The organism is Palleronia caenipelagi (assembly GCF_007004065.1).
GTDB lineage: Bacteria > Pseudomonadota > Alphaproteobacteria > Rhodobacterales > Rhodobacteraceae > Palleronia > Palleronia caenipelagi.
Genome location: NZ_VFSV01000008.1, coordinates 80,813 through 102,870, shown reverse-complemented (window position 1 = coordinate 102,870; position 22,058 = coordinate 80,813). Strand labels below are relative to the sequence as shown.

Below are 22,058 nucleotides of genomic sequence, written 5' to 3'. Positions count from 1 at the left end.
GCCGCTATCGACCCCTCTTTTCAAGACAGAACGGTGCCCATGGGGCAGCGCTGCGCGGAAGCCGGGCGACAACCCGAGGGTGGAAACTGTCTGTTCAACCCAAGGCATGGGACCGGACATCTGATTCGCAGCGACAAGCCACGCCTGACAACGCGGTCAGGATCGGTCAAGCCGTGCGGACGAGGCGCACGTCTTCGGGGCGGAAGTTCACGTGGACCGTATCGCCGTGGGCAAAGGGGTGTGCGACCGGCGGGCTGAGGACAAAGAGCGGACCGACTGGCGTAGCCAGCGTGTACTGGATCACATTGCCGAGCCAGGCGGCATAGCTGATTTCCGCGGCAAAGCTGCCCGGCACCGGCTCGGGGCTGAGTTGGACCTGATGGGGACGCAGAACCATCTGCGCCGGGCCGGTCTTGTCATGGGCCAGAGGCAGGGTGATGCGTGTGTCATTCACCAGGATCTCGGTTTCGGCACCTGTCCGTGTTACCTCCACGCCGATCAGGTTCGCGTCCCCGATGAAATCCGCGATGAAGGCCGAGGCGGGGCGGTCGTAGAGCTCAAAGGGCGTGCCTTCCTGTGCGATCTCGGCGTTGCGCATAACGATGATCCGGTTAGAGACGGCCATGGCCTCTTCCTGATCGTGGGTCACATAGACCGCCGTCAGGCCGAGGCGCTGCTGGATCTCGCGGATCTCCTCGCGCACGTGGCGGCGCAGCTTTGCGTCGAGATTCGACAGCGGCTCGTCCAGCAGCAGCACCTCAGGCTCCAGCACGATGGCGCGGGCCACGGCCACGCGTTGTTGCTGGCCGCCCGACAGCTCCGAGGGCAGACGGTCGCCGAAGCCCTTGAGCCCGACCATGGCAAGACCCTCTTCGGCGCGGGCATGGGCCTCGGCCCTGGGTGTCTTCGTCACCGTCAGACCGTAGGCCACATTCTCCCGCACGGTCATGTGGGGGAAGAGGGCGTAGGACTGAAACACCATCGAGACCTTCCGATAGGTGGCCGAGAGATGAGTCACATCCTCGCCACCGATCAGGATGCGCCCGCTCGTGGCGCTCTCGAGCCCCGCGATGAGGCGCAGGGTGGTGGTCTTGCCGCAGCCCGAGGGCCCCAACAGCGTCACCAGCGTGCCCGGGGCGATATCGAGGGAGAGGGGCTTTAACGCCACCACGTCCCCGAACATCTTGGTCACGGCCTCAAATCGAACAGCACCTTTTGTCATCGAAGCTTCCTTCACGCGGTTTCCACCCGGTCCGCGCGGCGCAGACGGCGGCGGCCGATGATCAGTTGCAGGGTGAGAATGGCCAGCAGCATCGTGACGATGAGCACGGCGGAATAGGCGATGGCGATGCCGTATTCCCCGTTCTCCACCCGTCCCACGATGAAGGAGGTGGCCATATTGTAACGCGCCGAAACGAGGAAGATCACCGCCGAGACTGAGGTGATCGCCCGGACAAAGCTATAGGTTAGCGCGGCGAGGATCGCAGGCCCCATGAGCGGGAGGATGACCCGGCGTAGTGTGGTGGCGGAATTCGCCCCGAGGGTGATGGACGCCTCGTCGAGGGATTTGTCGAGCTGGCTCATGGCCGCGATCCCGCCGCGCACCCCCACTGGCATGTTGCGGAAGATAAACACGATGACGAGGATCAGCCCGGTCGCGGTCAGCTCGATGGGCGGGAAGTTGAAGGCCATCACATAGGCCACGCCAATCACCGTTCCGGGGATGGCAAAGGAGAGCATGGTCGAGAACTCGAAAGCGTCCTTGCCAAAGAACTTCTGCCGCACCAGCAGGTAGGCTGTGGCGAGGCCCACCGCAGCGGTCAGCGGCGCGGCGATCCCGGCGATAGTGAGCGTCGTCATGTAGCTGTCCCAGGCGGCGCCGGTGAAATGCACCCCGTTCCGGACGACGATGCCAAAGGCGCGCTTGTAATGCTCCAGCGTGAAGGTGTGATCGTATCCCCAGAGTTTGACGAAGCTGCCAAATACAATCAGCACATAAAGGAGCAGCGTGAACGCCGCCCAGGGGATGGCGACGAGGTAGCAGGTCCACCGCAGGGCCGGGTTCAGGGCGGCGTGGCGACCGCTATCGGCCTTGCCCGTGACGGTGGCGTAGTTCTTTTTACCGAGCCAGGTGCGTTGGGCGATGAAGGCGGTCAGGGTTAGAGACAGCAGGATCACCGACAGAATCGCGGCTTTGGCCGGGTCGGCGACCGTGCCGACGATTGAGAAATAAATCTCCGTCGACAGCACGTTGAAATTGCCCCCCAGCACCAGCGGATTGCCGAAATCGGCCACGCTCTCGATGAAGCCCAGCAGGAACGCGTTGGCGAGACCCGGGCGCATGAGTGGCAGGCTGATATGGCGGAAGGTTTGCCAGCGATTGGCGTCGAGGGTCTGGCTGGCTTCCTCCATGGAGGGGCTGACTCCTTCGACCACGCCAATGAGCACCAGGAAGGCGATGGGGGTGAAGGACAGCATCTGCGCGAGCCACACCCCCCAGAAGCCATAGAGCCATCGGGTTTTCTCGATGTTCAGGAGGTCGGCGAAGAATACGGTGAAGGTGCCTTGGCGGCCCAGCAGCAGGATCAGCACCAGCCCGATGACGAAGGGCGGAGTGATGATCGGCAGGATTGTCAGAACCCGGAGGAGTTTCTTTGCGCGAAAATTGGTGCGGGTGAAAATCAGTGCAAAGGCAAGGCCCAAGAGGGTCGTTCCGGTGGCCGTCGCGAGGCCGAGCAGCGCCGAGTTGACCGCTACCCCGCAGGACCCGTTGCCGGTCAGGCAAGCGACCGACCAGTTGGCGGGCGCAAAGAAGCGAGGCAGGAATTCCGTCAGCCCGAACCCTGCGCCGTCTTTCAGCTCAAAGGCGCGGATCAGGATGAAGCTCATCGGGTAGAACACAAACACCGCTACCAGCGCGATGATGGCGCCCACCATGCCGGTGATGAAGGCATCGCCCCGCCCGCGTCGGAGCCCGGAAATGCCGGTGGTCAGAATGAACAGCAATGCGGCGGATGTGACAAACGCCCCCATGCCCATGCCGGGCTGTGTGGCTCCGTCAAAAAGACCAAAGCGTGTGCCATTGCCGAGGATGGTCAGCCCCTCGAAGACAAGGGCTGAAAGACCCAGCACCCCGCTTGCCACCAGCCCGCGGGCCAGCGTGACGGAGTGGCCGAGGAACCCGAGGCTGAGCGTTGCGCCAAAGAGGCCCAGAAGCGGCAGCATCAGCCACGGCCGCTCTGCCGCCATCCACAAAACCGCCGGGGCGTCACCTGCAAACAGCGTCGGGAGCCAGCCAAAAGACCAGAACCCGCCCCCGGTCGCGTACCAGGGCAAGAGCACAAAGGCACCAAGCCCGATCAGGAGCCACAGCCCCGCCGTTCTTCGCATGATCTTGTCCCCGATCCCGTCAGGCCCGCCCGTCATCAGGCGGGCCGTCGGTCGTTACTCTTCGAAATTGCCGCCTTTGGCCTTCACGTCGGTCTCCCAGCGCTCCAGCAGACGGCTGCGGGTGTCGGAGGAACCGTAGGTGGCGAAATCATAGTCGATCAGCTTCACGGCCTTCATGTCGGGGGCGTCAGGGTCGGTGGAAGCGTTCGTGTTCGACGGGATGTTGAACACGCCGACCTCCAGACCGCGTGACTGGGCATCGGCGCTAAGCACGTAATCGACCCATTTCTTTGCGGCATCCATGTTCGGCGTGCCATTGATGACGGAGACGGCGCCTACTTCGTACCCGGTGCCTTCACAGGGCGAGACGATTTCGACCGGGAAGCCCTGCTTTTTGAGATTCACCATGTCATGCATGAAGCCCACGGCGATTGTGGTCTCCCCACGCGCGGCCATCTTGCCCGGCGCGGAGCCGGATTTGGTGTTCTGGTTCACGTTGGCGCCGATTGCAGCCAGCATCTCAAAGGCTTCGTCCTCGCCGAAGAGCTGCACCAGCGTGGCCAGCTGGGTATAGGCCGTGCCCGAGGATTGCGGGTTGGCCACGGTGATCTCGCCATTGTAGTCGGCCTTTGTCAGATCGCTCCAGCAAGCCGGGGCAGGCAAGCCTTTCTCGGCCAGAACCTCCGTGTTGTAGAGCATCCCGAGGAGACCCACATGAACGCCGATAGCCTTGCCTTCGGTCATCTCGGCCATGCTCTGGGACCAGTCATGCTGCTCAGAGGTATCCGCCTCCGAGGCCACGGTGAGCCCTTCGTTTGCAGCGATCAGATGCGGATCACCGGTGCCGCCCCACCAGACGTCAACCTTCGGGTTGCCGGCCTCGGCGCGGATCTGGGCCAGCACTTCGCCCGTGGATTTGCGCACGATGGCGGTGTCGATCCCGGTGTCGATCTTGAAGTTCTGGGCCATCAGATCGCACCAGGACTGCTCGTTCGAGCAGACCACGTTCAACGTCTCGGCCATGGCGCCGGTCGCGAAAAGGCTGGTCGTAACGGCAATAGCACTCACGGTTGTCTTCGTTATCATCAATAAAATCCTCCCTGTCCCGGTTTCTTCCATCCGGGCGCGACCACTGTGTTACGTGAAGTCGCGCCGCGCGAGCAATACTTTGTTAACAATATTGCTCCGCAGGTCTGTGCGCCGCACGATCTTGAGCCTGGTCCGGCCAGACTGCGCGTTGCGTGACCGGCAGACACCAGTCGAACAATTGGGTTCATTATGAAGCGCGGCCCATGGCTGTTGCTGCACATCCTGTTCGGCCCCGTCGGACCCGTATTTTGGTTTACGCTGGATTAATCATGTCTCGGTAGATCTGCAGACGGAATTGGTGGTTTGAGGGTGTTTTGGTGTTTTCAGGTGGTTTACTGTCATCTTTGGTCGCCCGCGTTGCGGGGGCCCGCCGGTCCCCCCGGCTCTCCCGCTGCGCCGACAGCAAACCCCCGGCCTCCGCCGAGCCCGTTCGGGTGACCTTTTCCGATGGAGTTCTGACTGGTTGGGATCCGCGGATCGCAGAGTTTCTCGGCAGATCACATGGCGCGAAAATGACGGATGATACGCTCTGGCGCCAGTTGGTCGCGCGGTTTCCGACTCTGGCTCCGCTCGTGCACGACATGGGTGATGGCGAAACAGAGATGCTCATGGCGGCTGACGGATTGTCCCGCGCCCGGCTCGAACGCTCGGGGAACCGGGTGACGCTGGAGGCCCTCGATGATCGCAATGATCGGGTCGAGATCGACCGGGTCTGCATCAATGCGCTGCAACTGGAGTGCGCTGCGAAAAATAGGTTGATCAAAGCGCTCCCGTTCCCTGTCTGGCAGCATGACGCGGCAGAACGGATCGTCTGGGCCAACCGGGCCTATATGGACGTGGTCGGCGCGGGGCAGGACATCTGGCCGATTCCCCGCATTGCAGGCCATGACATGTCCACCGACGGGGGACGCTTAGAGATGGGTGATCGGCAATATGTTTTTGCGAGCACCGAGTCTGTCGATTCGATCATCTGTGCCTTGTTGCCAACAGGTGAGGCACGAGGCGCTGGCAGGATCAATCAGTCCATGTCGCGGATCTTCTCACAACTCCCGAACGGGCTGGCGATCTACGACGCGGAGGGCCGGATTTCCGCGTTCAACCCGGCGTGGCTGGATCTGACAGGACTTGCTGCGGAATGGATTCTCACCAATCCGCTTCGGAACAGCCTGTTCGACCGGTTCGAGGCGTGCGGCATCGCAGGGCAAATCGAGGGCGAAGATCTGCGCACGCGCTTCGCCCGACAGGCGCAAAGGAACGGTCAGATCATGGAGATCTGGCGCCAGGAGGATGGTCGCATTCTTCGGTTTTCTGCCAATCTTCAGGAGGACGGTTCCTGCGGGTTCATGCTCGAAGACGCCACCGCCGAAATCAGGCAAGTTCAGCGCGCCCAAAGCGAACTCAGCAGCTACCGCGCGGCGTTTGATGCGCTGCCGGGCGCAACAGCACTCTGTGATCGCGACGGCGCGCTCACCTATGCCAATCACGCGTTCCGGAAGATCTGGCCATCGGCCCGCCCCGGCCAGTCATGGGGTGAGCTGTCAGACCAGTGGCGCCTGAAAATTCCAGCCGGTGATATTCCGGATCTTCACGCCCTCACCGGTTCAGGCGATCGGGTCGAACCGCTGGAGGACAGGGCATTGCAGGTCAACCCGCTGGGGCAGCATGGCTTTATCGTCCGCTACAACCCGGAGATGACGGCGGACGCGGTATTGGAGAGTTGGCGCGCCTGACCGTATTTGGTCTGCACGCTTGTCCCTTGCAGTGGGCGGCCTCTGCGGCCATCTTCCGCCCATGGCAAACGTCACGTTTTCTCTGCCCGACCCGTCTGCCACGGACCGGCTGGCTCAGGCGCTCGCTCCGATGTTGGAGGCGTGCGATACCCTGTTGCTTACGGGGGATCTGGGCGCGGGTAAGAGCCATCTCGCACGCGCAATCATCCAGTCGCTTCAGGAGCCCCACGGGCCGGTCGAAGACGTCCCATCCCCCACCTACACGCTGGTCCAGACCTATCGGGCCGGGCCGCTGGAGGTGCTTCATGCGGACCTGTACCGGCTGGGCGATCCGTCGGAATTGCCCGAGTTGGGGATCGAAGAAGCGCTGGGCGAGGCTGTCTGTCTCATCGAATGGCCCGAGCGCGGCGAGGGCTGGCCCGACAGCGCGCTGAAGCTTGTCCTGACCCCGGCGGGCGACGGTCGGATCGTGACGCTGACCGGTCAGGATGACCATTGGGCCGACCGTCTGGCGCATCTGGAGCAACAGCATGTCTGAGCGGTTTTTGTCGGATTGCGGCTGGGACTCTTCGAACCGGGCGCCGGTGGCGGGTGACGCGTCGGGCCGGAGGTTCACGCGCCTGACCGGCCCCCGAGGCTCCGCGATCCTGATGGAGAGCCCCGGTACCGACATTGAGCCGTTTGTTCGCGCGGCGGCGCATTTCTCAGCGCTCGGCCTGTCCTGTCCCGGTATCTTCGCAGAGGACCGCGAGGCTGGGCTCGTGCTGATGGAGGATCTGGGCGATGCTCTGTTCAGCGTCGAGATCGCCGCCGATCCGGCCCTGGAACTGCCGCTCTACGAAGCTGCAACGGATCTGCTCGTCGCGCTCCATGCTCATGCACCGCCCGACTGGGCCGAACGCTATGACCCGTCGCGCATGGCCGCGTTTCTCGAACCGTTTGAGGCGGCCTATGGCTCCAGCAATATTCCCGCGCGTCTTAACGAGCTGCTGACACGCCACGCCCCTGAGACAGACATACTTCTGCACCGGGACTATCACGCACAGAACCTGCTCTGGTTGCCGGATCGGACAGGTGTGGCGCAGGTCGGGCTTGTGGATTTTCAGGACGCACTGGCCGGCCATCGTGCCTATGACTTGGCTTCTCTCCTGCAGGACGCGCGGCGCGACGTCGCCCCGGCGCTCGAAGAGCAGATGATCGCCCGCTACCTCGCCGCGACGGGGCTCGACCCCGAGCGATTCCGCGCCGCGTATGCGCTGCAATCTGCCCAGCGGCACCTGCGGATACTGGGCATTTTCCGCCGCCTTGCTGCGCAGCAGGGCAAGACCCAGTATCTGGCGCTCGTCCCGCGGGTGCGCAGCTATCTCGAACGCTGCCTCAGCCATCCGGTGGCCGCCCCTCTCGTCGAAGAGCTGACAAAGATCATGCCCCAACCCGAAGGCACCGCATGAGCTTGCCCCTGATGATTTTTGCTGCCGGGCGTGGCACGCGGATGCTGCACCTGACCCAGACCCGGCCCAAGCCGATGATCGAGGTGGCCGGCCGTCCGCTGATCGACCACGCCATCGCACTGGGTCGGGACGCGGGTGCAGGCCGGATTGTTGCCAATGCCCATTACCTGCACGAGCGGCTCGCGCCGCATCTGCGAGCGCAAGACGTGCAGGTGTCGCTGGAATGGCCCGATCTGCTGGATACGGGGGGCGGGTTGCGGCTGGCGCGGCCTCTGCTGGGCGACGGACCGGTCTGGACGCTGAATTCTGACATGCTGTGGACGGGACCGAACCCGCTGCGCGCGCTGGAGGCCGCCTGGCGTCCCGGCATGGGTGCGCTGATGATGACCGTGCCTCTGGACCGCGCCCATGGCCGCAAAGGCGGCGGGGATCTGAGCCTTGACGCGAAGGGGCGGCTGAGTTTCGGCGGTGATCTGGTCTATGCGGGCGCGCAGATCATCGACCCGACGCTGGTCGAGGACATCCCTGATCGGGTTTTCTCGATCCGCGAGGTCTGGCTGCGGCTGGCTGACGAGGGTCGGTTATTCGGGCTCGTGCATCCCGGCCATTGGGCAGATGTGGGTCACCCCGAGGGCATTGCCATCGCAGAGGATATGCTTGCCCGTGCCTGACGCGCCCCTCCCCAACCTCTTTGCCCTGCCTGTGGGGGCGGATTTCACCACCGAGGTGGTGCGCGGGCTGGAGTCGCGTCTCGGCGACGACCCCTTGCTCTGGGCGCGGAGTACGATCTACGTGAACTCCGCCCGGATGGAGCGGCGCCTGCGCGAAAAACTGGCCGAAGGTCCCGCTCGGCTCCTGCCCCGGATGCAGGTGGTGACGCATCTCGCCGATCATCCACTGACCCGGGATCTGCCCCGCGCGCCCTCTGCGGTGCGACGGCGGCTGGAACTGGCGGAACTGGTGCGTAAGCTGATCGAGCAGGACCCGACCCTGGCCCCTCGAAGCCATGCCTTCGCCTTGGCTGACACGCTGATCGAGCTGTTCGAGGAGATGGAGGCCGAGGGCATCGACCCGGATGCGCTCAGCGCCCTCGATGTGAGCAATGAGAGCGGCCACTGGCAGCGCGCTTTGCGGTTTCTGACCATCGCCGACAACTTTGCCGCGCGCGATGATGTGCCGGGACAAAACACGCGGCTGCGGCAGGCCGCCCTGACACTGGCCGCCCATTGGAGCGGGTCTCCCCCGGCGGATCCGGTCTTTGTCATCGGTTCGACCGGGTCGCGGCGCCCGGTCACGCTGCTGATGGAAGCGGTGGCCCGGATGCCCAATGGTGCGGTGATCCTGCCCGGTCTCGACCTCGATCTGCCCGCCCCGGTCTGGCGCAGCCTCACCGCCGAGCCGCCCCAGGAGGACCATCCGCAATTCCTGCTGGCGGATCTGATCCGGCGCCTCGGGATGACCCCCGATGAGGTGCGCTGCTGGACGGATGCGCGTCCCCGCCGCGCCCGTGCCGCCATGGTCTCCATGGCGCTGCGGCCCGCGCCGGTCACGGATCAGTGGATGCGCGACGGGCCGGAGCTCGGCGACCTGATTGCGGCGACCGAAGGGCTCGACCTGATCGAGGCCGCCGACCCCGCCGAAGAGGCGCAAGCCGTTGCCCTTCGCCTGCGCCGCGCTTTGGATGAGGGCCTCAACGCCGCGCTAATCACTGCCGACCGGACACTGGCCCGCCGGGTCGAGGCCGCAGTGGATCGCTGGGGGCTGGTGGTTGATGACAGCGCCGGGGCGCCGTTGCACCTGACCGCACCGGGGCGGCTCTTGCGGATGCTGGCCCGGATCATGGGGCAGGCGCTTGCGCCCGAGCCGCTCCTGTCGATGCTGAAACACCCTCTGGTCGCCGCCCCCGACCGCCGTCTCCATCTGGAGCGGGTGCGGGCGCTGGAGATCTGGCTGCGCGGACGTCCGCTGCCCGCCGTGACGCCGCGCGACCTGAGCGAATGGGCGGACCAAGCTGAACTGCCGGAGCACGACCTGTGGCTCCTCTGGGTGCAGACGCTCACCTCGGAAATCCCGGTCATCGCCGCCGCGCCGCTTTCGGATCTGCTAAACGCCCATCTGACGCTGGCAAACCGTCTGTCCGGCGGGCCGACCGGCGACGGGGCCGATTTGTGGAAAGGCGATGACGGACAAAAGGCTGCCGAGGCGCTCGCGGCACTCACCGCCGAAGCCGACGCGACCCCGCAGATTGAGCTGGTGGATTTCGCCGCGCTGATCGACACCCACTTCGCGGGTGAACAAGCCCTTACCCAGCGCAAGGACAGCAGCGGGATCGTGATCTGGGGGCGCACCGATGCGCGGATGCAGGGCGCCGACCTGATCGTGCTCGCGGGGCTGAATGACGGGGTCTGGCCCGAGACCGGCGATCAGGACCCCTGGCTGAACCGGGCAATGCGCCGCGCCCTCGGCCTGCCGTCGCCCGAGCGACGCATTGGCCTCTCGGCTCACGACTTCCAGCAGGCCATGGGCGCACCTCGGGTTGTCCTCACTCGCGCGCGCCGGGATGCCGAGGCGGAGACCGTTGCTTCGCGCTGGCTGAACCGGATGACGACCTTGCTGGAGGGCCTGCCCGGGCAGAACGGTCCCGAAGCGCTTGCGGCCATGCGGACGCGCGGGTCCGACTGGCTCAGGCTGGCGCGCGGTCTCATTGACGAGCAAGATGTGTCGCCGCTGGCCTTCCGCCCCTCGCCCCAACCGCCCGTAGCGCTGCGCCCGAACCAATTGTCGGTGACGCGGATCCAGACCCTGATCCGAGACCCTTACGCCATCTATGCCGAACGGATCCTCCGGCTGAAGCCCCTCGACCCGTTGCAGGTTCTGCCCGACGCGCGGCTTCGCGGCATCCTGATCCACGAGATCCTGAAGAGCTGGATCGACGTCCTGCCCGAACCGGCGGATGCAGAAACGGCCCTGACCGCCCTGCGAGAGACAGCGGAGACGTATCTGGCCCAATTACCCTGGGCGATCACACGCGTGCAGTGGGCGGCGTTCCTCGAACAGAGCGCCGGAACTCTCATCCCCGACGAACTCTCCCGTCAATCCGAGGCCGATCCGTTGGTGCGTGAGGTCAAGGGGCGTCTTGAACTCAGCGACCCCCCTTTTACCCTCACCGGCACGGCGGACCGGATTGACCGGCGCCCTGACGGGGAGTTGCTGATCTACGACTATAAGACGGGCAAACTGCCCACGGCCGACCAGATGACCTATTTTGATAAACAGCTTGTGCTTGAGGCTGCCATGGCCGAGCGCGGGGCCTTTGAGGGCGTTGCCGCCGCGCCTGTGCACGGAGTTTCGCATATCGGTCTCGGTCCGAAAGGTGGCGCGGTGCAGCATCCCCTGCGCGTTGACGACCCCAAGGGGAAGAAGCCGACGCTGGACCCCGATATCGCGGTGGCTGAGCTGTGCGGGCTGTTGCGCTGTTATGCCCGGCCGGAGCAAGGATACACGGCGCTCAGGGCCATTGAGACCACCGGCGCCTACGCGCATTACGCCCATCTGGCGCGCTATGGCGAGTGGGACCTGTCAGATGAGCCGGTTGCGGAGCGGGTCGAATGAACGACGCAACGCAACGCCAGATCGCCGCTGCCAGCCCCGGCACGTCCACATGGCTCTCGGCGAATGCGGGGTCGGGCAAGACGCGGGTTCTGACGGACCGTGTTGCGCGTCTCTTGCTGGCGGGGTTTGCGCCGCAGAACATCCTGTGCCTGACCTATACCAAGGCCGCTGCGAGCGAGATGCAGAACCGCTTGTTCAAGCGGTTGGGCGAATGGGCAATGATGCCTGACACGGACCTGCTGGAGGCGCTGAGAACGCTGGGGGCGGAAGGGTTCGCACCCGATGATCTGCCCCGTGCCCGCCGCCTCTTTGCCCAGGCCATCGAGACGCCGGGGGGGCTGAGGATCCAGACGATCCACTCCTTCTGCGCTGTGCTTCTGCGCCGCTTTCCGTTGGAGGCAGGCGTCTCTCCGGCCTTTCGCGAGATGGATGACCGCAGTGCCACGGCGCTGCGTCAGGCGTGTCTCGAAGAGATGGCCCAGACCGACCCTGATCTGATCCGGGCCATGGCGCTGCGGATGGGTGATCTGGACCGCCTCGCACGCGACATCACGGGCAAGCGCGATCCTTTCGCCCGGACCACGCCCGAGGACATTCGCGCGGCGTTGGAACTGTCGCCGGCCGACACTGCTGACAGCATCCGCGCTGAGGCGTTTCTCGGGGGCGAGGCGGATCTGGCGGAGGAGATCCGCGATCTTGGTCAGGGCGTGACGAAGACGCTGGATGGCTTCATTGCCGACCTTCTGTCTGTCGATTTCTCCAATCCCGATGAGGCTGACTTCGCGACCCTTTGCAAGCTGTTTCTCTACGCCAACTCGCTTGAACCGAGGGCTGGCAAGTACCCGCAGACCAATCACAAAAACGCCCGCGCGGCGCTCGAACCGGTGCTGGACGATCTCGACGCCTGGATGGAGCGGGTTGCCGCGGCCAAGGGCCGTGTCGTGGCGCTGGAGCTGGCGGACCTGTCCCTGCTGGTGCTGCGTTTTGGGAAACGTCTGCTCGACATCTATGCAGCGCGGAAGGAAGCCCTCGGCTGGCTCGATTTCGACGACTTAATTCTGGGTGCGCGCGATCTCTTGTCAAAGCGCGAGGTGGCCGATTGGGTTCTCTACAGGCTCGACGGAGGGATCGACCAGATCCTCGTGGACGAGGCGCAGGACACCAGCCCCGTGCAATGGACCGTCATCGAGGCGCTGGCCCGAGAATTTGCTGCCGGGGACGGCACCCATCGGACCGGTGAGCGAACGATTTTTGTGGTCGGCGACAAAAAGCAGTCGATCTATTCCTTTCAGGGCGCGGATCCCGAAGGATTCGACCGAATGCACGCGCATTTCCACGACCGGCTCGGGGAAGGCGGCATCCAACGGCTCGAATTGCAGCACTCCTTCCGCTCGGCCCCAGCGGTGCTGGAGGCTGTGGACGCGGTATTCGCCGACGGGATGGGCGGCGATGACGTGCGGCATCTGGCGTTCCATGGCGCAAAACCCGGGCGGGTCGATCTGTGGCCTTTGGTCGAGCCGGAACCCAAGCCGGAACACGGGGACTGGTTCGATCCAGTGGATCAGCCCAGCCCCGAGGACGCGACCAACATCCTTGCCCGCACCGTCGCCGGGCAGATTCGCCAGATGATCGACCGGGGTGAGCAAATTCCCGATGGCAAGGGGGCGCACCGTCCGGTGACCGCGGGCGATATCCTGATCCTCGTGCGGCGCCGCAGCGGCGTCTTCGCCCCGCTGATCCGTGCGTGCAAGGCGCGCGGAATCGAGATCGCCGGGGCGGACACGCTGACCTTGCAGGACGATCTCGCGGTTCAGGATCTCCTGTCGCTCCTGCGCTTCCTCGGCCTCACCGCCGACGATCTGTCCCTGGCCGAAGCGCTGCGATCGCCGCTCTTTGGCCTGACCGAGCAGGACCTGTTCACGCTGGCCAATGGGCGCGAGGGGACGCTTTGGCGGGCGCTGCAACGTTCCGACGCCCATCCCGACGTTGTGGACACACTGCGCGATCTGTTGCAGGCGGTCGATTTCCAGCGCCCCTATGAGCTGCTCGACCGGATTCTGTTGCGGCACCACGGTCGGGCACGGCTGCTCGGGCGACTGGGACAGGAGAGTGCGGACGCGATTGAGGCCCTGCTCCATCAGGCCATCGAGTATGAACGTCTTTCCGTGCCGTCTTTGACCGGCTTTCTCAACTGGTTTGACAGCGAGGAGGTCAGGATCAAGCGTCAGCTCGACAGCGCCGGGTCGCTGTTGCGGGTGATGACGGTCCATGGGGCGAAGGGGCTGGAGGCGCCGGTGGTGATCCTGCCCGAGACCGTCTACACGCGGCCGCCAACCAAGGATCCACTTTTTGTGATCCCGGAGGGTCCGGTGCTGCGTCGTCCGGCCAAGCCGGAAACCCCGCCGGTCCTCCAGCCTTTGCTTGAGGCCGAGCAGATCGCGGACGAGGCCGAGCGTCGGCGCCTGCTTTATGTCGCCATGACCCGCGCCGAAAGTTGGCTGATCGTCTGTGGGGCCGGGACGGCACAGGACGCAGACAGGGGCTGGTATGGGCAGATCGAGGCAGGACTGTCGCGGCTGCAGACGGCGGAGCATGAGACGCCGTTCGGCATGGGGCAACGTTATCAGGTGAATGACTGGCAGGTACCGCAGATTCCTGACCGCGATTCGGTTGCGCCTGATGAGGATGTTCTGCCCGACTGGGTCCATGCTCCGCCGCCCACCATGCTGCCACGTCCGAGAATCCTGTCCCCTTCGGAGCTGGGTGGCCGCAAAGTTTTGCCGGGTGAAAGCGCCACCGCCGAGGATGGCGAGCTGGCGCGACAGCGGGGGACGAACCTCCATCTGCTGTTGGAACACCTGTCTCTCACGGAGCCTGAAAGTTGGCCGGCTGATGCCGCGACGCTGCTGCCCGACGAGCCCCCCGCTCTGCGCCACGCGCTCCTGTCGGAGATTAGCACCCTGATGGATGCGCCCGGGTTGGGCGCGCTCCTGAGTCAGTCCGCGATGACTGAGGTCGATCTGGTTGCACCCCATGGCACGGGCGCGGTGGCCGGGACAGTGGACCGGCTCATCGTCACCGAGGATCACGTCCACGCGATTGACTACAAATCGAACCGCATTGTGCCGGAGACGGTCGATCAGGTGCCGGACGGTATTCTACGACAGATGGGCGCTTATGCCTCAGCTTTGAAACAGATTTTCCCGGGAAGCACCGTGACGGTCTCAATCGTCTGGACCCGTGAGGCCCGGCTGATGGAGGTGCCGATTTCAACGGCTTTGGCGGCGCTGGAGACCGTGGGCGCTTGACGGGCTCGCGGGGCGTCCATACCTAGCAGATCGAGCTTTTGAACAGGAGAAAGCAAATGGCGACCGTAGCCGTGACCGACGCGACCTTCGACAGTGAAGTGAAACAGTCCGACATCCCCGTGGTGGTGGATTTCTGGGCCGAGTGGTGTGGTCCGTGCAAGCAGATCGGCCCGGCGCTCGAAGAGCTGTCCGCCGAGCTTGAGGGGCAGGTCAAGATCGTGAAGGTGAACGTGGACGAGAACCCGAATTCCCCCGCCCAGATGGGTGTGCGCGGCATTCCTGCGCTGTTCCTGTTCAAGGGCGGTCAGGTTGTCTCGAACAAGATTGGCGCGGCCCCCAAGGCGGCGCTCGAAAGCTGGATCAAGTCCGAGATCTGATCTGATCTTGTGACCCGAGAGAGAGCCGGCCCTGCGCCGGCTCTTTGCGTCTCAGGTCATGCCTTGGCGAACAGCCGAGCTGCCATCGCGCGCAGCCCCGAGAGCCGCTCAATCTGGGTTAGGCTCAGAACAGGGTCGCTTGCCATTTTACTTTTATCCCCGGAACTGACGAGCTTGGCCCAGTCCATCAGCGCCCGGTGGCGCAGGAAAAACGCGAGCACGGGACTGTCCGGGAGGGTCAGCCGGTAGCCGCTAAAGAACGCTTCGGTGATATCAGCGGGCACGGCGGCCCCATCCGGGATCTCATCATATGATGCGGAGAGCGCGCCGTAGCGGACCAGGAACAGCGCAATGTCACGCTCAAAGGGACCGGCATTCACCGGCAGCAGATCAACACCCCAGACGGCGTTGCCAATCAGCAGATTCCGCAGGTGGAAATCGCCGTGCAATTCTCCCGTGAGGCAGTCAACCTCGTCCATCTGCCGGCCCTGCCGGATGTGTTTGCGCGCTATGTTCAGAAACTGTTCCGGCATCGGAATGGAACTCAGCCCCTCGCTGGTCAGAGACACCAGATCTTTGATGTTGTTAATAAAGAACTTCGTCCGAAAGACACGCTCCTCTATGGCGCCGGTGCGATGGAACTGGTCCAGCCACGCCCCGGCGCGTTCGATTATGGGCAGATGCTCGGCTCGGGGCTTTTGCCTGATCAGATGATAGACATTCGAGGCTTCGGCATATTCGAGCAGAACTGCGCCGTCCTGCACAGCCAGTATGTGCGGCACGCGATAATCTGAATTGTCCGCCATCTTCTCGGCCGCTCGACGGTTAGCTGCGATTTCTGCCGGGAATTTCTTTTGTTTACGGGCTTCGAGCTTGCATTTCAGGGCGACCGGACCTGTCGAGCCGGAGAGTTTTAGGACGATGCGTGGACTGGAGGCATCGTGCCGCGAATGAAGCACCTCGACCCTTTCCAGATGCTCTTCGAGTCCGGCCTGTTTCGCGAGCGCAGGCCAGTGGCGCAAAGCTGCGCGCTTCAGTTGCTCTTGGGTGATCGTCTTATCGGGCATCGTCTCTCCGGTGCTGATGGAGGCATAGTATCGGTTGCAGCCCGCCGGTGACACACCCATATGGCGACAAACGGAACTGGAATGAGAAACATGTCTGAGCAAAGCTTCCCCGGATGGCACGGCACTACGATTATTGGCGTTCGCAAGGGCGGAAAGGTTGTCGTCGCCGGAGATGGACAGGTCTCGCTGGGCCAGACCGTGATCAAGGGCACCGCCCGCAAAGTGCGCCGTCTCTCGCCAGGGGGCCATGACGTCGTGGCGGGATTCGCCGGTTCAACGGCGGATGCGTTCACCCTTCTCGAACGGCTGGAGGCCAAGCTCGAAGCCACCCCCGGCCAGCTCCAGCGTGCGGCGGTGGAACTGGCCAAGGACTGGCGCACGGATAAATACCTGCAAAAGCTCGAAGCGATGCTGATCGTAACCGACGGAAGCGAGCTCTACGTGATTACCGGCGCAGGCGATGTGCTGGAGCCGGAGCATGACGTGGCCGCGATTGGTTCGGGCGGCAACTACGCGCTGGCGGCGGCGCGGGGTCTCTATGACAGCGATCTCGACGCTGAAGAAGTCGCACGGCGTGCCATGACGATTGCTGCGGACATTTGCGTCTACACCAACGGTAATCTCACCGTGGAGAGCATTGGCGCCTGAGCGGCCAGCCCCCCCCGTGCGGGCGTCTTGTGGTGGGCTTCAGATCTTCACAGTGATGGTTTTCGAGTGGCTGTAATGGTGGATCGCCTCGATCCCCTTTTCGCGCCCGTAGCCTGAGTTCTTATGACCGCCGAAAGGCGTCTGCACGGACATCGTGTTCCAGACGTTGACGAAGATTTGCCCCGCGTCGATCCGGTCGGCTACCCGTAATGCGCGGCTGACGTCCCGTGTCCATAGCGTGCCGATCAATCCGTAATCGCTGTCATTGGCGATGCGGATGGCGTCCTCTTCGGTGTCGAAGGGAATCAGCACGCCGACGGGGCCGAACACCTCTTCCTGCGCGATGCGCATGTCGTTCGACACATCGGCATAGACGGTGGGCTGCACATAGAACCCGTCGCCATCCGACGCTGCGCCACCTGCCACAAGTCGCGCGCCGTCTTCCTCTGCGACCTTGAAATAGCTCTGGACACGCTGGAACTGGGCGGGGGTGATGATTGGGCCGAGGGTGTCACCCGGCACCACCCCGGCGATCGCCTCGCGGACTTTGTCGACGAAGCGGTCATAGATGCCGCGCTGCACCAGCACCCGTGTCCCGGCGGAGCAGACCTGACCGGCGTTAAGGGTGAAGCCTTTGACCGCTTCGGCAGCGGCCAGATCCAGATCGGCATCGTCGAAAACGATATTGGCCGATTTGCCGCCCAGCTCCAGCGTCAGCGGGATGATGCGCACGGCGGCGATGGCTCCGATGGCGCGTCCCACGCCGACGGAGCCGGTGAAGGCCACCTTGCGCACGGCGGGATGGCGACCGATGGCCTCGCCGACCTCCTGTCCGGTTCCCAGAACGATGTTGATCACCCCGTCGGGGAAGCCCACCTCGGACGCCATCCGGGCCATGGCGATGGTGGTGCGCGAGGTGATTTCGGAGGGCTTCGCCACCACCACATTCCCAGCGGTCAGGGCCGGCGCGATGGCGCGGGCGGCCTGATTTAGCGGCAGGTTCCAGGGGGTAATGACGCCGATCACCCCATAGGGCTCACGCTTGGTAAAGACGTGCTGGTCGGGGGCCACGTCCAGCACATCGCCGGTCGGCAGATAAACGAGGCTGCCATAAAACTCGAAGTAGGCGATGGAGCCGTCGATTTCAGCCAGTGCCCCGGCCATGGGTTTGCCCGTATCGGCGCGTTCGAGCTCGGCCAGATGCTGACGATTGTCCCGCATTTTCGCGGCCAGCGACAGCATCAGACGTCCCCGGTCAGCGGCGTTGTAGCGGCGCCAGCCGTCCTTGGCGGCTTCGGCGGCGGCGCAGGCGGCCCCCACGTCCGCAGCCGTCCCGGCAGCGACTTCGACCGAGGGGGCGCCGGTCATGGGACAAGTGTTAGAGATGTAGGAGCTGGAGCCCGGAGCAATTGAGGTGCCATTGATCCAATGGTCCAGCCGGTCGAGATCGGCGGTCGCGGTGGTGTGAGTGTTCATAGAAACCTCGGGTCAGATATAGGGCATGGTGGCTTCGACGGAGGGGTGGCCATTCTGGCGCTCACGCCACGCGGCAAGCTCCAGTAGATCCGCCAGCCAGTCGCGGTCAGGGAAGCGGAAGGTGATGTAGTCGAGGGCCGTGATGGCCGCGATATTCCCGATATCGGGCCGGTTGGCGAAGTCGCGGGGCAGCCGTGCGTTCAGCCGCTCCAGTCCCTCGGCCATACTGCGGAAGCGCTTTGACCCGACCATATCTGAGTCGAAATTGTCGGACGATTTCCGGCCGATAATCACCGCCGTAGCGGCCTCCATGGCGCCCAAAGCCGGGGCGGCGATGGCCAGCGTTTCGGCCAACCCGTCAGATGGGAACAGGCTCGGTCTGGCGATCTCGTCAAGATAGCGCAGGATCAGATGCGCCTCGGCGAAGGAAACGCCGTCATCCGTGGTCAGGACCGGCACCCGGCCCGCCGGGTTGGCGGCGAGAAAAGCGGCGGGATCGGCCCAGGGGTCGACAATCTCTGTAGTGATCCGATCCGACAGGCTCTTTTCCTCGATGGCGAGCCGCACCAGACGGACGAAGGGCGAGGTCGTGTTGATATAGAGATGCATGTCACTTCACCTTCAATGTGATGCCACCATCGACGACCAGTTCGATGCCGGTGATATGCTTGGCCTCGTCGGACGCGAGGAAGACGCTGGCCCAGGCCACATCCCAACCGTCGCCCATTTGTCCCAGCGGCACCAGTGCATTGCGCGCCTCGACCATTGCTTCGGTCGAGCCATAGACCGAGGTGACGTTGCCCGCGTGGATCAGGGGCGTGTTCATCAGCCCCGGCAGGATCGAATTGCAGCGGATGCCCTTGGGGCCGTAGTTCAGGGCGATATCGCGGGTGAAGGCATTCACCGCGCCCTTCGAGGCGGAGTAGCTGATGCAGCTATAGCCCAGTGAATGGGTCGAGGCGATAGAGCTGATATTGATGATCGAGCCGCCACCCTGCGCCGTCATGATCGGCAGGATGTGGCGGCAGGTGAGGTAGATCGACTTGACGTTGATCGCCATCAGCCGGTCCCATTGCTCCTCGCTCAGATCTTCGGGGCCGCCGGGGTCGATGATGCCCACATTGTTGTCGAGCACGTCGATCCGCCCGAACTTGTCCATACAGGCGGCCACGGCGGCCTCGACCTGATCCGCCTTGGATACGTCGCAGACGGCGGTTTCGACCGTTCCGCCCTCGTCGCGGATGATCTGCGCCGTCTCCTCGACCGCGTCAGCGCTCAGATCGAGAGCAAAGACCCGGGCCCCTTCGCGCGCCATGGCAACTGCCGCAGCCTTGCCATTGCCCCAGCCCGGGCCGATGGAGCCCGCTCCGGTGAAGAACACCACCTTGTCCTTGAGTCTGTCACCCATCGCTCCCGCATCCTTTGCTGATCTGTCGAGGTTGCGACGATCATCCTTCGTAAGACTCTGCGGCACAAATACCATTCGGCTCTGTCCGATATTGCATTTCGCTCTAGCAGTTCGGCGATGTGCCGCGACGGGAAGATTCCGGGTCTCTTCGGCACGATCAAAGCGCCTGGTTTCCCAAATGGCGCGAGGCTGCGGTCACCGATCAACGCAAGGGTATAGGTTTTCCATATACGCGGCATGGGAAAACCGTCTTTGCGAAAATCGCGTTCAAAACTTCAGGATGGCGCCATCGATCGCCGCCCAACCATTGGCGGGATCATCTGGAGCACTGGAGAAGCCCATGACACTCGCCAAATTCCTGACCGTTTCCACTCTGGCCCTCACCGTAGCCGCACCCGCTCTCGCCGAAGACAAGACCATCAGCATTGCGGGCTTTGGCGCCGCCTCGGGGGTGGTCGGCATCTTCGGCCAGAATTCGGGCGCTGCCATGTCTGCCGCTGCCGAGAAGATTAACGCCGAGGGCGGCGTGACGCTGGCCGACGGCAGCACCGCAATGATCGAGACCACCTATTACGACGACCGCTGCAATGCTGAGGAGGGCATTTCCGTCCTGCGCCGCATCGCCACCACTGATGCTTTGGTGGCCGTTGGGCCGACCTGCTCGAACGTGGCCGAACCGCTCTTTGGCATCCTGCAGGCCAAGGTCGATGACGACGGTGACACGGGCCTGCAATTCCCGGTTTTTACCGACGTCGCGATCAAGGGCGGACTGGCCGGCATCTCGGAATGGGTGTTCCGCAACACGCCGTCCGAGGCGATGATGTATGACAACCTCTTTGCCTGGATCCGCGAAACCCACCCGGAGGCCAAGACCATCTATGGCGGCGTCGAGGAGGACTTCGCCCATTCCCGCGCGACCTGGTACGCCGTGATGAAGGAAGCCGCGATCAAGCACGGCTTCGAGGTAGTGGGCGAGGCGCAGTGGCTGCTGAACGACACTAATTTCTCCAATCAGGTGAGGGGTATGCGCCGGGCCGAGCCCGATGTGGTGGCGATCTCCGCCCACCCCTTCACCACCTGTGGCGCGTTGCGGGAGATGGCGCGGCAGAAGGTTGAGCCGGAAGTCCTTGTCGGCCTGACCTCATCGTCCTCGCTGGAGACCCTGTCCGGATGCGCGGCCGAGGCCGAGGGCATGATCATCCCCACCTCTTTTGCGCCGGTGAATGACGACGCCAAATTTGCCGCCGATGCCGTGGCTGCCAAGGGGGCCGCGCTGGATCTGCACAGCGCCGCCGCATGGGAGAATTTCATGATCCTGCGCGATGTGATCAACGCAGCCGGGATCGAGGGGACGGCCGACAGCCGTGACGCCGACCGGCGCAAGATCCGCGACGGGCTGGCCGCTCTGACTGAGGCCGAGGGTCTTCTGGGCCAGAACAAGCGTCTGCCCGATGGCGAGGCCGAAAAGCCTTACGTCTTCGTCGGCGCCAGCGATGCCAGCTGGACCGTGGTCCACGCGCCCGACAGCTGATCCTCAGTGCTCGCCCCGGGGGCTGACCCCGGGGTTTCCCCTCCCTCCGACCGCTGCACCGCGTGAGGTTCCCATGGATTATTTCTTCTTCATCGATCTGCTCCAATCCCTGACGGACGGTCTGCTATTTGGCACGACCTACGCGTTGATCGGCATCGGCTTTACCCTGATCTTCGGTGTCATGCGCAAGCTGAACCTCGCCTATGGCGCGGCTTCGCTGGCGGGCACTTACATCGGCCTTCTGGCCTTCCTCAATCTCGGCGCCCCTCCGGCGCTGGTCTTTGTTATCTCGGCGCTGGGAGCCGGGGTGATCGGGCTGGTGGTCTATTACTGCTGCTTCCGCTTCACCCCCGAAACTGTTCCCATGGCCTCGTTGCTGGCCTCGGTCGGGATGCTGCTCTTCATCGACGAGGTGGTGGTCCATCTCAGCCACGGGATGCCCTATCCCTATCCGTCCGTCTTCCGCGACTCGGTCATCGAGATCGGCGAAGTCTGGGTGCGCGGCGACCTGCTCTTTGTTTTCCTAATGTGCGTCGTCGCCATGGGAGTGCTGTTCTGGCTGTTGCACCGCACGCCTCTGGGGCTTGCGACCCGGGCCGTCAGCCAGCAACCACGCGCCGCCCAACTTTGCGGGATCGACAGTGCTAGGGTGAACGCCCTGACATTTGTGATCGCTGGCGTGCTCGGCGGGGTCGCGGGGGCCATGACTGCCGCCGCTGTCGGGGTGCTCTCGCCGATCATCGCCATGGGGCTGACGGTGAAGGGGCTGATCGTCGTGGTCATCGGAGGTCTCGGGTCGATCCCGGGCGCGATCATCGGCGGATTGCTGGTGGGTGCGGCGGAGAACATCTTCCTGCTGCTGCGCGGTGTGACCGAGCGCGACATCTACGTGATGCTCCTGCTCTTTTTGTTCCTCACCCTGCGTCCGGGCGGCCTGTTTGGCGCCCACGCGGGCCGCGACTGAGCGGAGG

17 protein-coding genes are annotated in these 22,058 nt (G+C 64.0%); 10 read left to right on the top strand and 7 right to left on the bottom strand.

Annotated features, from left to right (window positions below; translation table 11 throughout):
* Window positions 1-166: 166 nt before the first annotated feature.
* The 3 genes from FEV53_RS06680 to FEV53_RS06670 are packed head-to-tail and all read right to left on the bottom strand — an operon-like array spanning window position 167 to window position 4,476.
* On the bottom strand, window positions 167-1,222 hold the full coding sequence (locus FEV53_RS06680) for an ABC transporter ATP-binding protein (protein ID WP_142834040.1): 1,056 nt from the start codon (window positions 1,220-1,222) through the stop codon (window positions 167-169).
* Between the two features lie 11 nt (window positions 1,223-1,233).
* On the bottom strand, window positions 1,234-3,390 hold the full coding sequence (locus FEV53_RS06675) for an ABC transporter permease (protein ID WP_142834039.1): 2,157 nt from the start codon (window positions 3,388-3,390) through the stop codon (window positions 1,234-1,236).
* 54 nt (window positions 3,391-3,444) lie between these two features.
* Window positions 3,445-4,476, bottom strand: coding sequence for an ABC transporter substrate-binding protein (locus FEV53_RS06670; RefSeq protein ID WP_221931590.1), 1,032 nt, complete (start codon window positions 4,474-4,476; stop codon window positions 3,445-3,447).
* A 515-nt stretch (window positions 4,477-4,991) separates the two neighbouring features.
* Here FEV53_RS06670 and FEV53_RS06665 point away from each other — a divergent pair.
* The 7 genes from FEV53_RS06665 to trxA all read left to right on the top strand — a co-directional run bounded on the left by FEV53_RS06665 (window position 4,992) and on the right by trxA (window position 14,957).
* Entirely contained in the window at window positions 4,992-6,209 is a 1,218-nt protein-coding gene (locus tag FEV53_RS06665) for a PAS domain-containing protein (RefSeq protein ID WP_142834037.1), read from the top strand.
* A 61-nt stretch (window positions 6,210-6,270) separates the two neighbouring features.
* Complete coding sequence (gene tsaE, locus FEV53_RS06660) at window positions 6,271-6,747, top strand: tRNA (adenosine(37)-N6)-threonylcarbamoyltransferase complex ATPase subunit type 1 TsaE (RefSeq protein ID WP_142834036.1); 477 nt, start codon at window positions 6,271-6,273, stop codon at window positions 6,745-6,747.
* Window positions 6,740-7,660 carry an aminoglycoside phosphotransferase family protein gene (locus FEV53_RS06655; RefSeq protein ID WP_142834035.1) on the top strand — a complete coding sequence of 307 codons (921 nt, stop codon included), beginning with the start codon at window positions 6,740-6,742 and terminating at the stop codon, window positions 7,658-7,660. The genes tsaE and FEV53_RS06655 overlap by 8 nt, the downstream gene beginning before the upstream one ends.
* The gene (locus FEV53_RS06650; protein ID WP_142834034.1) at window positions 7,657-8,331 is read left to right on the top strand and encodes a nucleotidyltransferase family protein; all 675 of its coding nucleotides are present in this window, start codon (window positions 7,657-7,659) and stop codon (window positions 8,329-8,331) included. Before FEV53_RS06655 ends, FEV53_RS06650 begins: the two co-directional genes overlap by 4 nt.
* Entirely contained in the window at window positions 8,324-11,272 is a 2,949-nt protein-coding gene (addB, locus tag FEV53_RS06645) for a double-strand break repair protein AddB (protein ID WP_185962127.1), read from the top strand. Before FEV53_RS06650 ends, addB begins: the two co-directional genes overlap by 8 nt.
* Window positions 11,269-14,580 (top strand): double-strand break repair helicase AddA, encoded by a 3,312-nt coding sequence (gene addA, locus FEV53_RS06640; protein WP_142834032.1) that lies wholly within the window; start codon window positions 11,269-11,271, stop codon window positions 14,578-14,580. The genes addB and addA overlap by 4 nt, the downstream gene beginning before the upstream one ends.
* A gap of 56 nt (window positions 14,581-14,636) precedes the next feature.
* On the top strand, window positions 14,637-14,957 hold the full coding sequence (trxA, locus tag FEV53_RS06635; RefSeq protein WP_142834031.1) for a thioredoxin: 321 nt from the start codon (window positions 14,637-14,639) through the stop codon (window positions 14,955-14,957).
* 56 nt (window positions 14,958-15,013) lie between these two features.
* Here the strand turns inward: trxA and FEV53_RS06630 are convergent, their stop codons facing one another.
* The gene (locus FEV53_RS06630; protein ID WP_185962126.1) at window positions 15,014-16,024 is read right to left on the bottom strand and encodes a phosphotransferase; all 1,011 of its coding nucleotides are present in this window, start codon (window positions 16,022-16,024) and stop codon (window positions 15,014-15,016) included.
* Window positions 16,025-16,114: 90 nt separating this feature from the next.
* Here FEV53_RS06630 and hslV point away from each other — a divergent pair, with 90 nt between their 5' ends.
* Window positions 16,115-16,672 carry an ATP-dependent protease subunit HslV gene (gene hslV, locus FEV53_RS06625; protein WP_142834029.1) on the top strand — a complete coding sequence of 186 codons (558 nt, stop codon included), beginning with the start codon at window positions 16,115-16,117 and terminating at the stop codon, window positions 16,670-16,672.
* Window positions 16,673-16,711: 39 nt separating this feature from the next.
* On the opposite strand, the gene FEV53_RS06620 is transcribed toward hslV, so the two are convergent.
* Genes FEV53_RS06620 through FEV53_RS06610 form a run of 3 tightly spaced genes read right to left on the bottom strand, consistent with a single transcriptional unit; the run spans window position 16,712 to window position 19,556 of the window.
* Window positions 16,712-18,148 (bottom strand): aldehyde dehydrogenase family protein, encoded by a 1,437-nt coding sequence (locus tag FEV53_RS06620; protein ID WP_142834028.1) that lies wholly within the window; start codon window positions 18,146-18,148, stop codon window positions 16,712-16,714.
* A gap of 12 nt (window positions 18,149-18,160) precedes the next feature.
* Complete coding sequence (locus FEV53_RS06615) at window positions 18,161-18,757, bottom strand: glutathione S-transferase family protein (RefSeq protein ID WP_142834027.1); 597 nt, start codon at window positions 18,755-18,757, stop codon at window positions 18,161-18,163.
* A 1-nt stretch (window position 18,758) separates the two neighbouring features.
* Window positions 18,759-19,556, bottom strand: coding sequence for an SDR family NAD(P)-dependent oxidoreductase (locus FEV53_RS06610; protein ID WP_142834026.1), 798 nt, complete (start codon window positions 19,554-19,556; stop codon window positions 18,759-18,761).
* 340 nt (window positions 19,557-19,896) lie between these two features.
* Here FEV53_RS06610 and FEV53_RS06605 point away from each other — a divergent pair, with 340 nt between their 5' ends.
* Together FEV53_RS06605 and FEV53_RS06600 are read left to right on the top strand one after the other, a co-directional pair.
* Window positions 19,897-21,087, top strand: coding sequence for an ABC transporter substrate-binding protein (locus FEV53_RS06605; RefSeq protein ID WP_142834025.1), 1,191 nt, complete (start codon window positions 19,897-19,899; stop codon window positions 21,085-21,087).
* Between the two features lie 73 nt (window positions 21,088-21,160).
* Window positions 21,161-22,051: a branched-chain amino acid ABC transporter permease gene (locus tag FEV53_RS06600; protein ID WP_185962125.1), complete on the top strand. Its 891-nt coding sequence runs from the start codon at window positions 21,161-21,163 to the stop codon at window positions 22,049-22,051.
* The last annotated feature ends 7 nt before the right edge of the window (window positions 22,052-22,058 follow it).